This window comes from Phycicoccus sp. DTK01, from assembly GCF_017312765.1.
Lineage (GTDB): Bacteria > Actinomycetota > Actinomycetes > Actinomycetales > Dermatophilaceae > Phycicoccus > Phycicoccus jejuensis.
On sequence record NZ_BOPU01000006.1, the window covers coordinates 195,630 to 207,554 of the forward strand.

An 11,925-nucleotide genomic window follows, 5' to 3' on the forward strand; every position below is an offset into this window, starting at 1 on the left:
CGGGCCCCGTCGGCGGGTCCGGACCGACCGCTCGCCGCGAAGGGCTGCACACGATCGCGCTCGTGGGCGATCATGGCGGCGTGACGCACGACGAGGGGGACGGGTTCGAGGGGTTCGCGGCCGCGCGCTGGCCCGCCCTCGAGGCCGTCGCGCTCGTCGCGACGCTCGACCCGGGCCTCGCCCGCACGGTGACGACGGCCACCGTCACGGCGCTGCACGGCCGGTGGTCGGCCGTCGTCGAGGACGGGGCGCCGACCGCGGCCGCGCGCTTCGAGCTCCTCGCGCGGGTGCGGGCGCTCGGCGAGGCTGGCGGCACCGCGGCCCCGGAGCGCCTGACCGACGCGGCCCGCGACCCCTCCGCGCCCGGCGACCCCGTCCCCGGGGCTCTCCTCGCGGCGCTCGCGCGCGAGCCGGCACCGGTGCGGGCGCTGCTCGCCGCCGGGCCGCTCTGGGAGCTGGGCGGCGACGAGGTGGACCGGCTCGCGGCCGGCCGGACGGGCCTCGGTCGCCCGCGCGGGGTCGAGGGAGACGCGCTGCGGGCCGCCCGCGATCGCCTGCTCGACGCGCACCGCGGCGCGCTCGCCGAGGCCGGCGCGGCGCCCGCGGACCACCGCGTGGACATCGACCTCGCCGACCTCCTCGACCGGCTCGCCGCCACGCTGCCCGACCCCCCGGACCCGGCCGACCTCGTGCGCGCCCGCGAGCGCGGCGTGCGCCGGCGCTCGCTCGTCGTGGTCGGCGCCCTCGCCGTGGCCGGAGTCGGGGTGGGCGGCTGGGCGGTGGCGTCGCGGCCGACGACCCCTGCCCCGGTCGCCCGCGGCCCGCGCCCGGCTCCGTCGACCGCCGGCCCGGACGACCCCGCGTGGGGGTCGGTCTACCGCTGGCCGGCCCGGGGCGAGCTGGCGCGCGACCCGGGGGTCCTGGCGATGCTCGCGTCGGACGCGGCCGGGTCGCGGCTCCTCTTCGCCGGGGACGTCGAGGGCCGGCGCGTCGTCCTGTCGACCGACCCCGCCATCGTCGCGGACGACGGGTTCGCGATCCGCGCGTGGGGCGGCCTCGCCCGGACGGCGGCGTCGCGCCTCACCTCGCTCCAGCTCGGCTCCGGCTGGGGCGGGCTCGCGACGGACGCCGTCGGCCTGGTCGTCCGCTCCGGCCGGCGGTCGGTGCTCGTCGCGCTGACCCGGCCCGGCGTGAGCGAGGGCGAGTGCTCGTTGGTGGTGCACCCGACACCCGAGGGTCGGGTCGACCGCTCGTGGAGCCGCTTCGCGCTGCGCGACGGGGTCGCCACGACGGTGCTCACCGGGTCCCCGGGTCCGGCCGCCCGGTTCCGGCTGGGCGACTTCGACGGCCCGCTCCCCTACGAGCTGACGGACGACGACAGGGTCGTCGGCCCGGGCGGTTTCACCGAGAGCACCGTCGCCGAGCTCGCGGCCACGTTCGGGGTGCCCCGTCGGTCGCTCGAGGTCGAGCGCACCTCGCACGTCCTCCCCGACGACAGCCTGCGTGACGTGCTCGGGGTGCGGGGGCCGGCCTCCGCGGAGGTCGTCCTCGTCCGGACCCGGGAGGGGGCCGTCGTGCGGTTCGCCTCGTTCCGAGGCGGAGGTGCCGACGGCAGCGCCGAGTACGGAGACGCGCCGTTCGTCATCCCCGCCGCGTCGGTGCGCAGCCCGTACGTCACCCCGCTCATCGGGGACGGGGAGCGCCCGACCTACTTCGTCACGGCCCCGGCGAGGTCGACGACGGTCGAGCTGCGGACCCTCAGCGGGGCGCCGCTGTGCCGTCCGACGCCGGTGCGGGGCGGCGCCGCTCTGCCCGGGCTGACGAGCGCGTTCACCGGGGAGGACGTGCGCGTCGTGGCGCGGGGGGCGGGCGGTCGGCTCCTCTACGACGACGTCCCGCCCAAGGGTCGCGACGTCCTCGACCTGTACGACCTCTACGACGTGGGCTCCGGCTCCGGCACCTACTACGGCTGAGCTGAGCCGGGAGCACAGGTGTGCTCTCCCAGCCTCCTGCCTCCGCGGAAGGTTTCCCTTCCACCCGGCAACGGATTCCTTCCACCCCACAAGGTTTGCCTTTCAGTCGGCAAGGGATTCCTTCCGCCCCGCAAGGTTTCCCTTTCAGTCAGCAAGGGAGTCCTTCCACCCGGAAAGGTGTCCTTCCGCTTCGCAAGGAATTCCTTCCACCTGGCAAGGGATTCCTTCCGCGGCGCATGGAGGCTGGGAGCACCTACCCCACCCGGCCGCTCTCAGGAAGGCGAGCGCCGTCCTCCGAACCGCGCGGTCGGCCCCACGGGCCCTCCTGTCGGGTGATCATGGGCGCATGACGACGAGCCGCCCGGCCGACGCGGACACCGCCGCCGACGCCGACCGCTTCGTCGCCGCCCGCTGGCCCGACCTCGAGGCCGTCGCCCTCGTCACCCTGCTCGACCCGGTCGCCGCCCGCCGCACCACCACCGACGCCCTCGTCGCCGTACGCCGCCGCTGGGCCGAGGCCGTCGAGGAGGGCGCGCCCACCGCCGTCGCCCGCCACGGGCTCGTCACCCGCCTCCCGCACATCCCGCCCCGCCCCGGCACCGCATCAACGGGGCAGGCGCAGGAGGCCCCCACCCACCTCCCCCAGCTCACGGCCCTCGTGGCCGATCCCGACGACCCGGTGCCCGCCGCCCTCCTCGACGCCCTCGCCGCCACCCCGCCGGAGCAGCGCCTGGCCCTCGCCGCCGAGGTCCTCTGGGACGACGGTCCCGGCCCGGCCCCGCCCGTCGCGGCGGAGACCCACCACCGGATGCTCGCCGCGCACCGGCAGGCCCGCGCCGTCGTCGGCCTCGCCCCCGACGACGCCCGGCTGCGCAGCGACCTCGACGACCTCGTCCTCCGTCTCGCCCGTTCGCAGCCCGACCCCCCCGACCCCGCCGAGCTCGTCGCCGGCCTCCACCGCTCACGTTCCCGCCGCACCGTGGTGCTCGGCGGCCTCGCCGCGGCCGGCGCCGCAGCGCTCGCCTGGGCGGTGGTCGACCGCCGGACGAGCAGCACCACCGCCACCCCACCCCGCCCGTCGCCGGCCCCGACGACCGCCGGCCCGGACGACCCGGCCTGGGCCTCTGCGTCCCGGTGGCCGGCTCGCGGCCCCCTGCGCGACGACCTCGGGATCCTCGCCCTCGTCGCGCGCGCCGGCCCGGGGACCCGCCTGCTCTGGGCGGGCGACCTCGACGACACCAGGGTCGTCGTCGCGACGACCCTCCTCGGCGAGCGCCCCTCCAGCACCTCGGTCCGCGTGTGGACCGGCGACGCCCGCTCGCCCGCCGAGCGCCTCGACGAGGTGCGCCTCGGGTTCGACGCCATCCTCGGCGCCGAGGACGTCGTCGCGGTCGGCGTCCCCCGGGCCGAGGACGCCGCGCTCCTCGTCCTCACCCGACCCACCGTCACGTCGGCGCGCTTCTCCCCGTTCGTCCTCCCGACGACGACCGGTGCGGTGGAACGTGACTCGCTCCCGGTCCGGCTCCGCGACGGCGTCGGCACCCTCGCCGCGAGACCCTGGGGCATCGCCGGCCGGGTGGCCGTCTCGGCCTACGACGGCCCGCCGGTCACCCCCGAGGACTGGAACGCCGCCGCGTTCACGTCGGCCACCGGGGCACCGCTCGACGGCCTCCTCGACCAGGTCGCCTCGGCGACCGGCCTCGCCCGCCGAGACCTGCGCGGCGAGGTCCTCTGCGACTCACCGGTCGTCGGCAGCGTCCTCGACACCTCCGCGGACTCCCCCACCGGTGGTGACGGGCGCGTCCTGCTCAGCAGCGTGCGGCTCCCGGGCGGCGGGGTCGTCCGCCGGCTCGACGTCCGCGACGACGGCCGCTCCGGCCGCAGCGGGTTCCTCGTCCTCCCGGCCGTCGTGGTCCCGGCCGAGCAGGCCAGCGCACCCGCCGTCTACCGCCTCGACGACGACCCGCCCGGCACCGGCCGCTTCCTCGTCGTCGTCCCCGACGGTGGCGCCACCTGCCAGCTGCTCGCGACGAGCCCGAACGCGTACCCCGTCTCGAAGGTGACGCCGATGAAGCGCCGCACCGCGGTCGTCTCCGTCGTCAACGCCGACGACGCCGCGGCGTTCCGGCTCGTCGTGCGCGACGCCGCGGGTCGCCTGGTCTACACGGGCGTGCCCCCGGTCGGGCAGGCCCTGCTCGGCGACCAGGACACGGGGTGGCTCGGCCTGCCGGCCAGGGGCACCAGCGGCGAGGTGCCGGTGCTGCCCAACCCGGCCTGACCGGGCTCAGCGCCCCTGGTTGGCCACCGCCGCCGCGGCGGCCGCCGCGGCCTCGGGGTCGAGGTACTCGCCGGCACCGGTCGGCATGAAGTCCTCGCCGAGCCGGTAGACCAGGGGCATCCCCGTCGGGATGTTGAGGCCGGCGATGTCGTCGTCGCTGATGCCGTCGAGGTGCTTGACGAGCGCCCGCAGGCTGTTGCCGTGCGCGGTCACGAGGACGGTCCGCCCGGCGCCGAGGTCGGCCCGGAGCTCGTTCTCCCAGTACGGCATCATCCGCGGGATGACGTCGGCCAGGCACTCGGTGGCGGGCACGTCGACGCCGGCGTAGCGCGGGTCGCCGGTCTGGTCGAACTCGCTGCCGGTCTCGATGGGCGGCGGTGGGGTGTCGAACGAGCGACGCCACAGCATGAACTGCTCGTCGCCGTACTTGTCACGGGTCGCGGCCTTGTCGAGGCCCTGGAGCGCGCCGTAGTGGCGCTCGTTGAGGCGCCAGCTGCGGTGGACCGGCACCCAGTGGCGGTCGCACGCGTCCAGCGCGAGGTTGGCCGTCGTGATGGCGCGGCGCAGCACCGAGGTGTGCACGACGTCCGGCAGGAGGCCTGCGTCGCGCATCAGCTGCCCGCCGCGGACTGCCTCGGCGCGGCCCTTGTCGGTGAGGTCGACGTCGACCCATCCGGTGAAGAGGTTCTTCTGGTTCCAGTCGGACTCGCCGTGGCGCAGGAGGATCAGCGTGTGCTCCGTCATGCCGCCAGCCTAGCGAGCCGCGGACGCCACCGAACCGACCATCCGCCCCCGTGGACGCCCCCGCACGGAGGCCGCCGGCCGGGTCAGGCGGAGCCCTCGCGCGGCGGGTCGCCCGGCCGCTCGAGGATGTGCCGGAAGGCCTCGAGGTTGCGCAGGCTCTCGCCGCGCGACACGCGCCACTCCCACTCCTTGCGCATCGAGGAGAGGAAGCCCATGACGAGCAGCTCGTTGAACGGCTCGTCGGCCGCGGCCAGCACGACCCCGAGCAGCTGGTCGAGCTGGTCGGCGTCCACCCCCGCGGCCGGCACGCGGCCGGTCACGAAGACGTCCCCCGACCGGTCGACGGCGTACGCGAGCCCCGGCAGGCGCAGGTTGCGGCTCAGGAGGAAGCGGTACACCTCGCCGTGGTTCTCGTCGGGGTTGCGGATGACGAACGCCGACACCGACAACGCCTGCTCGCCGCAGACGAGCGACACGACGGTCTTCAGCTTCTTCTCGCCGGGCAGCGCGACGACGACCTCGTCGTCCCGAGCGCCGGCCTCCCACTCGAGGCCGGACTCGTCGAGGAACGCCCGCACGGTGGCGAGCAGGTCGGGGGTGCTCACGGGATGACCGCCTGCGGCACACCGGCGATGCGCTGCGCGCCGTGGATGGAGACGTCCTTCGGCCGGGCCAGCGCCTCGCCGTAGACCTCGAGCAGGCGCTCGGCCGTCCGCTCCCACCCGAAACCGCGCGCGTGCTCGACCGCCCTCGGGGACAACGCGTCCCGCAGCCCGGGCTCGAGCACGACGCGCCCGAGGGCCGTCGCCCAGTCGGCGGTGTCGTGGCCGTCGACGAGCAGCCCGCCATCCCCGACGGCCGTCGGCAGCCCGCCGACATTCGCGGCGACGACCGGTGTGCCGCAGGCCTGCGCCTCGACGGCGACGAGCCCGAACGACTCGTTGTGCGACGGCACGGCGACGACGTCGGCGGCGCGGTACCAGCGGGCCAGCGTCGCGCGGTCGACCGGCGGGACGAGCCGCAGCCGGTCTCCGATCCCGAGCGAGGCCGCCAGCGCGTCCAGCCCCATCGGCGTGCGCTCGCCGGCGCCGCTGGCCCCGCCGAGCACCGCGACGACGAGCCGCTCTCGCAGCGCGGGGTGCCGCCGCACGAGCTCGGCCGCGGCCCGCACGAGCACGTCCGGTGCCTTGAGCGGCTGCACGCGCCCGACGAAGAGCAGGAGCACCGCGTCGGCGGGCAGCCCGAGCTCGGCGCGCGCCTGCGCGACCGGGCCGGGCGTGAAGGTCCCGAGGTCGACCCCGGGGGCCGCGACCGCCACCCGCGCCGGGTCGGCGTCGTAGAGGTCGACGAGCTCGCGCGCCTCGCGCTCGGTGTTCGCGACGAGCCGGTCGGCCGCCTCGACGACCTGCGACTCCCCGATCTCCCGACCCCGGGGCTCGGGCTCGTCGCCGTCGGCCAGGTGGAGGTTCTTGACCCGGGCCATCGTGTGCATCGTGTGCACGAGCGGCACGCCCCAGCGGTCGGCGGCGAGCCATCCGACCTGGCCCGAGAGCCAGTAGTGCGAGTGCACGAGGTCGTAGTAGCCGAGCGGCGCGTGGGCCGCGACCCGCATCATCCCGGCGGCGAAGGCGCACAGCTGACCGGGCAGGTCCTCCTTCGAGAGCCCCTCGTACGGGCCGGCGGCGACGTGCCGGACGACGACCCCGGGCTCGACCTCGACGACCTCGGCCTGCGCCGCGCTCGTCGTCCGCGTGAAGAGGTCGACCTGCGTCCCGAGCCGGGCCAGCCGGCGCGCGACCTCGAGGACGTAGACGTTCATCCCGCCGGCGTCGCCGGTGCCCGGCTGCGCGAGCGGGGAGGTGTGCACCGTGACCATCGCGACCCGGTGCGGGCGCGACGCACCGGTGGGGTCGGTCATGGGGCCGAGTCTTCCACGCTCGGCCGGGGCGTGTCCGTGACGGTCACCACGGCCCGCGGGGACCACACGTGGATCCCGATGCGGCCGTCCTGGCGCAGGTCGACGGCGCGCGGGACCTGGACCGGCGCGATGGAGACGTCGGTCCCGAGGACCCACGTGAAGGCCGGCTGCTCGGTCTCGACCGGGTCGACCCAGTACGCCCGCTCCCGCAGGTTCCGCTCGGGCAGCGCCGGGGCGATGCCGACCGTCGCGGGGCGCCAGTCGAGGTTGACCGCGACCGCGGAGGCACCGCGGACCGCGACGTCCATCCGGATGCGCCCGTCGGTCGGCTCGAACCGGATGCGCAGCGGCAGGCTGCCCGTCGCGTCGTGGACGACGCCGCTGTAGGTGACGGTCGCGTCGTCGCGGCTCACGGCGTCGATGCTCACGGCCGAGTAGACGCGCGACACCGTCTCGCGCGGGTGGTCGCCGGTCTCGTCGACGGTGCCGGTCATCGCGACGACCGGCGCCCCCTTGGTCACCGTGTCGGCCAGGACGGTGCTGCCCCGCGAGAGCCGGAAGCCGCGGTCGTAGAGGGTGACGGTGAGGCCGGCCCCCAGCGACTGCACCCCGAACGCCCCCTGGGCCACCTGGAGCAGCCCGGGCTCGGCGTCGACGATGCCGATGTCGCGGGCCAGCACCCGCGGCACCCACGAGGTCAGCCCGAGGACGAGGGCGGCCGTCAGCGAGAGCACGAGCGAGACCATCGACAGGCTCACCCGCTGTTCCCGCCCCTCGGAGCGCCACCACGTCAGCACCGGTCAAGGGTATGTCGGCCGGCCGGGGACCCGGTGCGCGGTGGACGTCCCTCGACGGCGGGCCGATGCCGGCGCCCGTCGCCCTAGGCTGGTCCGGTGGCCGGCCAGCGACCCGTGGGTGTCATCACGCGCGGGACCACCAACCCCAACCGGCTGCGGCGGTGCGACCGCTGGCTCGCCGGGCCGCAGGGGTGGCGGCTGCGCCGGGCCGGGGCGGCGCCCGTCGTCGTCGACCTCGGCTACGGCGCCTCGCCGGTCACGGCCCTCGAGCTGCACGACCGGCTGCGGCGGGTGCGCCCGGACGTCGAGGTCGTCGGCATCGAGATCGACCCGGCCCGCGTGGCGGCCGCCCGGCCCCTCGAGCGGCCGGGGCTGCGGTTCGCGCGCGGCGGCTTCGAGGTGCCCCTGCCGGCCGGCGCACGACCGGTGCTCGTGCGTGCCTTCAACGTCCTGCGCCAGTACGACGAGGACGAGGTGGAGCAGGCGTGGGCGACCACGGTCGAGCGCCTCGCACCCGGCGGGCTGCTCGTCGACGGCACGTGCGACGAGCTCGGCCGGCTCGCCGCGTGGGTGGCGGTCGGTGCCGACGGTCCCGAGACGCTGACCCTGTCGTGGCGGCTGCGCGGGCTCGAGCGGCCGGGGGTGGTCGCCGAGCGGCTGCCCAAGGCGCTCATCCACCGCAACGTCCCCGGCGAACCGGTGCACGCGCTGCTCGGCGCGCTCGACGACGCGTGGCTGCGCCAGGCACCGCTCGCGTCCTACGGGGTGCGGCAGCGCTTCATCGCGACGGCGACGGCGCTGCGGGAGGCCGGCTGGCCGCTCGTCGACGGCCCGTCACGCTGGCGGCTCGGTGAGCTGACGCTCGCCTGGTCCGCCGTCGCACCTCACCAGGGGCCGTAGGGGCCCTGCCGGCCGGTGCTGCCGCGACCCGTCACCTGGTCCAGGGCGGGCTTGACGTCGGCGAGGTAGACGCCGGCGCCGATGAGGGCGGCGATGCCGAGCAGCCCCAGCGCAGCCGGGCTCGCGGCGGTGGCGAACCCGACGAGGGCCGCGACGCCCGTCACGAGCATCCAGAAGTTCTTCGTCCGCTTGCCGGCGGCCACGAACGCGTCGGGACGACGGCGCACGCAGTCGACGAGGGCCCAGAGCTCGACGCCGAGCGCGGCGATCGAGAGCACCAGGTAGACGGCGTACTGCGCGTTGGCCAGCCAGCTCATGCCCCCAGCCTAGGTGTCAGACGTCGAGGAGGATGGTCACCGGGCCGTCACCGACCAGCTCGACCTCCATGTGCGCCCCGAAGCGACCGGTCGCCACCTCGACCCCGCGCTCGCGCAGGGCCGCGACGACGGCCTCGACGAGCGGCTCGGCGACCGGCCCCGGCGCCGCGGCGTTCCACGACGGCCGGCGCCCCTTGCGGGTGTCGGCGTAGAGCGTGAACTGGCTGACGACGAGCACCGGGGCGCCCTCGTCGAGCACCGAGCGCTCGTCGTGGAGGATGCGCAGCTCGGCGATCTTGCGGGCGAGCGTCGCGACCTGCTCGGGCCCGTCGTCGTGGGTCGCGCCGACGAGGGCGACGAGCCCCGGCCGGTCGATGGCCCCGAGGACCTCACCCTCGACCCGGACGGCCGCCCGCGAGACCCGTTGGAGGACCGCCCTCACGCAGCGCCCTCGTCGAGCCCGACGGCGACGACCGCCCCGACGGGGGCTCCGTGCCCGAGGACCGGCGCGTCCTCGAGTCGCGCGTAGGCGTCGGACGCGACGCCCAGCCGGCGCAGCACCGCGGCGAGGATGACCGGACGGGCGCGCTGCCCGCCGTCGGCGACCTTGAGCGCGACGCCCCGGCCGTCGGGGAGGCCGACGGCGTAGACCGACTCGGCCCCGTCCTTGGCGACGACGCCCTCGGTCCCGCGGATCAGCGCGGTGACGTCGCGCCGGGTGCCGCCGAGCATCTCGGGGTGGGACCGGATGGCGTCGGCGACCCGGCCCTCGTCGGTGCCGGGGTCGGCGGCGGCGATGCGCCCGAACGCCCGCGCGAGGCCGGCGAGCGAGACGGCCATGACCGGGGCGCCGCAGCCGTCGACGGCCGTCGCCGCGACGGGCTCGCCGGCGAGGTCCTCGAGGGTGGCGTCCATGAGGCGCTGGAGCGGGTGCTGCGGGTCGAGGTAGGTGGCGGGGTCCCACCCGGCGGCGCGGCAGGCGGCGAGCATCCCGGCGTGCTTGCCCGAGCAGTTCTGGGCGACGGACGAGGCGGCCCGGCCGCCGGCGAGCCAGGCGTCGCGCTCCTGCGGGTCGTAGGGCAGGTCCGGGGTGTTCCGGAGGTCGGCCTCCGTGAAGCCGGCGGCCTCGAGCATCGCCCGGACGCCGTCGAGGTGGAACGGCTCGCCGCTGTGGCTGGCGCTCGCCAGGGCGAGGTGCGGCGGGGGCAGCTGCAGGCCGGCACGGAGCATCGCGAGGGCCTGGACCGGCTTGTTCGAGCTGCGCGGGAAGACGGGGTCGTCGGCGGCGCCCCACGCGTGCTCGATGCTCCCGTCGGGCGCGGTGACGGCGACGCTCGCGCGGTGCGCGGACTCGACGACCCCGCCGCGCACGACGTGGGCGAGGACGGGGGCGTCCGCGAGCGCGGGCGGGGTGGGCATCGGGGCCGTGGGCATCGAGGAGGACGCGAGGGAGGAGGCGGACGGCGGGACGGGTGCGGCGGGGTCGGACACGCCAGCGACCCTAGCGCCGGTCCCTCCCGCCGGGTGCGCCCCCACCGCCGCCCCACCCGTCGAGTGAACAGGACACGCCGCGCGGGCTGGTGCCCACACGGCGTGTCCTGTTCACTCGACGGGGTCAGGCCCCGGGAGGTGGTGCGAGGGTCAGTCGCCGACCTTGGCGGCACCGGCCTCGACGGCCTTCTCGACGGCCTTGACCGTCTTGCGCGCGCTCGTCGTCGCGGCCTTGGTGGAGGAGGTCGTCTTCTTCGCGGCCTTCTTGGTCGTCGTGCTCGTGCGCTTGGCCGCGGTGCGGGTGCGCTTGGCAGCGGTCTTGACCTCGGTCTCGGCGACCTTCGCGTCCTGCTCGACGGTCTCGGCGACGACGTCGGAGGCCTTGGCGGCCTCCTTGCGGCCGACGGTGACGGTGGCCTTGGCGGAGCGCTCGACCTCGGCGACGGCCTTGCGGGCGGTCGTGACGGCGCCCTTGGCCTGGGCGACGGTGGTCTCGGCCTGCGCGACGAGGTCCTGGGTGGCCTGCTGGCGGCGGATGCGGGCGACGATGTCCTTGCCGCGGGTCACGAGGTCGTCGTAGCCCTCGGAGACCTTGCCGCCGACGACGAGGCCTTGGTTGACGGCGAGCGCCGGGAGCTCCTTGACCTGGCCGGCGACCGTGGTGACGCGGGCCTGGATGGCGGCCGGCGCGAGGTCGGCGCGGGCGGCCTCGGCGCGCTTGGTCATCTCGGCGCGACGCGCGTCGGCGCGCTTCTGGGCCTCGCGGACCTTCTCGACGGCGAGGTCGGTGGCGCCGGCGAGGGCGTAGAGGGGGGTGGTGTCGACGGTCTTGCGGAGGTCGTCCTTGACGGCCATGGTGGGCTCCTTCGTGGTGGGACTGCGGTGCTGACGGTGTCTGGGTGGCCCGGCGGGCGGCGCTGCCGTGGGGCGGTGCGGCCTCAGGGCCGGGCGTCGTCCTCGACGTAGGACTCGTAGATGTCGAGGAGGGTCTTGCGCTGGCGCGCGGTGAGGCGCGGGTCCTCGGCGATGGCCCGGCGCACGTCCGGCGCGCCGTCCGTCGAGGGCGCGTGCTCGGCGTCGAGGATGCCGGCGCGCACGTAGAGCGACTCGGCCGAGACCTCGAGACCCTTGGCCAGCTGCTGGAGGATCTCGGCGCTCGGGCGCTTGAGCCCGCGCTCGATCTGGGACAGGTAGGGGTTGGACACCCCGGCGAGCTCGCTGAGCTGACGCAGGGACAGCCGGGCGGACCGGCGCTGGTCGCGCAGGTACTCGCCGAGGCTCTCGCCCAGGTCGTTCAGCGGGTTCTTGCTCATGCCCCCATTGTGCTTGCTCCAGTTAGCAGAATGCAAACTCGGGCAAGCGCGAGGCGCCCCACACCCCCAGGCATCCCCCCCCCCCCCCCCCGAACGTGTGTGAAGAACGTCGGCAGGCCGACTGTGGTGTGCCAGGACATGCCTGACAGGTGATGTGACAGGACATCGCTGACACTCGAGCGCTGGTGGCTGGA

The 11,925-nt window shown here is 76.1% G+C and carries 12 protein-coding genes; 3 read left to right on the forward strand and 9 right to left on the reverse strand.

Translation table 11 applies throughout. The annotated features are described in order from the left end of the window. The first annotated feature begins 80 nt into the window (after positions 1-80). Positions 81-1,973, forward strand: coding sequence for a hypothetical protein (locus J3473_RS14420; protein ID WP_207024472.1), 1,893 nt, complete (start codon positions 81-83; stop codon positions 1,971-1,973). Between the two features lie 346 nt (positions 1,974-2,319). Then, positions 2,320-4,251 (forward strand): hypothetical protein, encoded by a 1,932-nt coding sequence (locus J3473_RS14425; RefSeq protein ID WP_207024474.1) that lies wholly within the window; start codon positions 2,320-2,322, stop codon positions 4,249-4,251. A gap of 6 nt (positions 4,252-4,257) precedes the next feature. Here the strand turns inward: J3473_RS14425 and J3473_RS14430 are convergent, their stop codons facing one another. The 4 genes from J3473_RS14430 to J3473_RS14445 all read right to left on the reverse strand — a co-directional run bounded on the left by J3473_RS14430 (position 4,258) and on the right by J3473_RS14445 (position 7,710). Continuing rightward, positions 4,258-4,995 (reverse strand): phosphoglyceromutase, encoded by a 738-nt coding sequence (locus tag J3473_RS14430; protein WP_207024476.1) that lies wholly within the window; start codon positions 4,993-4,995, stop codon positions 4,258-4,260. An 83-nt stretch (positions 4,996-5,078) separates the two neighbouring features. After that, positions 5,079-5,600, reverse strand: a complete 522-nt coding sequence (locus tag J3473_RS14435) for a YbjN domain-containing protein (protein WP_051750509.1) — start codon at positions 5,598-5,600, stop codon at positions 5,079-5,081. Then, positions 5,597-6,913 carry a D-inositol-3-phosphate glycosyltransferase gene (gene mshA / locus J3473_RS14440; RefSeq protein WP_207024478.1) on the reverse strand — a complete coding sequence of 439 codons (1,317 nt, stop codon included), beginning with the start codon at positions 6,911-6,913 and terminating at the stop codon, positions 5,597-5,599. The genes J3473_RS14435 and mshA overlap by 4 nt, the downstream gene beginning before the upstream one ends. Continuing rightward, a complete protein-coding gene (locus J3473_RS14445; protein WP_207024480.1) occupies positions 6,910-7,710 on the reverse strand; it encodes a hypothetical protein in 801 nt (266 codons plus the stop codon). Before J3473_RS14445 ends, mshA begins: the two co-directional genes overlap by 4 nt. 96 nt (positions 7,711-7,806) lie before the next feature. On the opposite strand from J3473_RS14445, the gene J3473_RS14450 reads away from it, so the two are divergent. Further along, complete coding sequence (locus tag J3473_RS14450; RefSeq protein ID WP_030528488.1) at positions 7,807-8,610, forward strand: class I SAM-dependent methyltransferase; 804 nt, start codon at positions 7,807-7,809, stop codon at positions 8,608-8,610. Here the strand turns inward: J3473_RS14450 and J3473_RS14455 are convergent. From J3473_RS14455 to J3473_RS14475, 5 genes are all read right to left on the reverse strand, one after another. Next, positions 8,595-8,927, reverse strand: a complete 333-nt coding sequence (locus tag J3473_RS14455) for a DUF2516 family protein (RefSeq protein ID WP_030528487.1) — start codon at positions 8,925-8,927, stop codon at positions 8,595-8,597. The genes J3473_RS14450 and J3473_RS14455 overlap by 16 nt on opposite strands. Positions 8,928-8,943: 16 nt before the next feature. Next, positions 8,944-9,369, reverse strand: coding sequence for a D-aminoacyl-tRNA deacylase (gene dtd / locus J3473_RS14460; protein WP_207024482.1), 426 nt, complete (start codon positions 9,367-9,369; stop codon positions 8,944-8,946). Beyond that, entirely contained in the window at positions 9,366-10,346 is a 981-nt protein-coding gene (locus J3473_RS14465; RefSeq protein WP_207024521.1) for an asparaginase, read from the reverse strand. Before J3473_RS14465 ends, dtd begins: the two co-directional genes overlap by 4 nt. Positions 10,347-10,568: 222 nt before the next feature. Beyond that, positions 10,569-11,273 (reverse strand): hypothetical protein, encoded by a 705-nt coding sequence (locus J3473_RS14470; protein ID WP_030528485.1) that lies wholly within the window; start codon positions 11,271-11,273, stop codon positions 10,569-10,571. Between the two features lie 83 nt (positions 11,274-11,356). Continuing rightward, positions 11,357-11,731, reverse strand: a complete 375-nt coding sequence (locus tag J3473_RS14475) for a helix-turn-helix domain-containing protein (RefSeq protein WP_030528484.1) — start codon at positions 11,729-11,731, stop codon at positions 11,357-11,359. Positions 11,732-11,925: the final 194 nt, after the last annotated feature.

Excerpts from the sequence above, each read along its gene's own strand:
- J3473_RS14425 (WP_207024474.1), top strand. The coding sequence starts at position 2,320 with ATGACGACGAGCCGCCCGGCCGACGCGGACACCGCCGCCGACGCCGAC.
- J3473_RS14430 (WP_207024476.1), bottom strand. The coding sequence starts at position 4,995 with ATGACGGAGCACACGCTGATCCTCCTGCGCCACGGCGAGTCCGACTGG.
- mshA (WP_207024478.1), bottom strand. The coding sequence starts at position 6,913 with ATGACCGACCCCACCGGTGCGTCGCGCCCGCACCGGGTCGCGATGGTC.
- J3473_RS14455 (WP_030528487.1), bottom strand. The coding sequence starts at position 8,927 with ATGAGCTGGCTGGCCAACGCGCAGTACGCCGTCTACCTGGTGCTCTCG.
- J3473_RS14465 (WP_207024521.1), bottom strand. The coding sequence starts at position 10,346 with ATGCCCACCCCGCCCGCGCTCGCGGACGCCCCCGTCCTCGCCCACGTC.
- J3473_RS14470 (WP_030528485.1), bottom strand. The coding sequence starts at position 11,273 with ATGGCCGTCAAGGACGACCTCCGCAAGACCGTCGACACCACCCCCCTC.
- J3473_RS14475 (WP_030528484.1), bottom strand. The coding sequence starts at position 11,731 with ATGAGCAAGAACCCGCTGAACGACCTGGGCGAGAGCCTCGGCGAGTAC.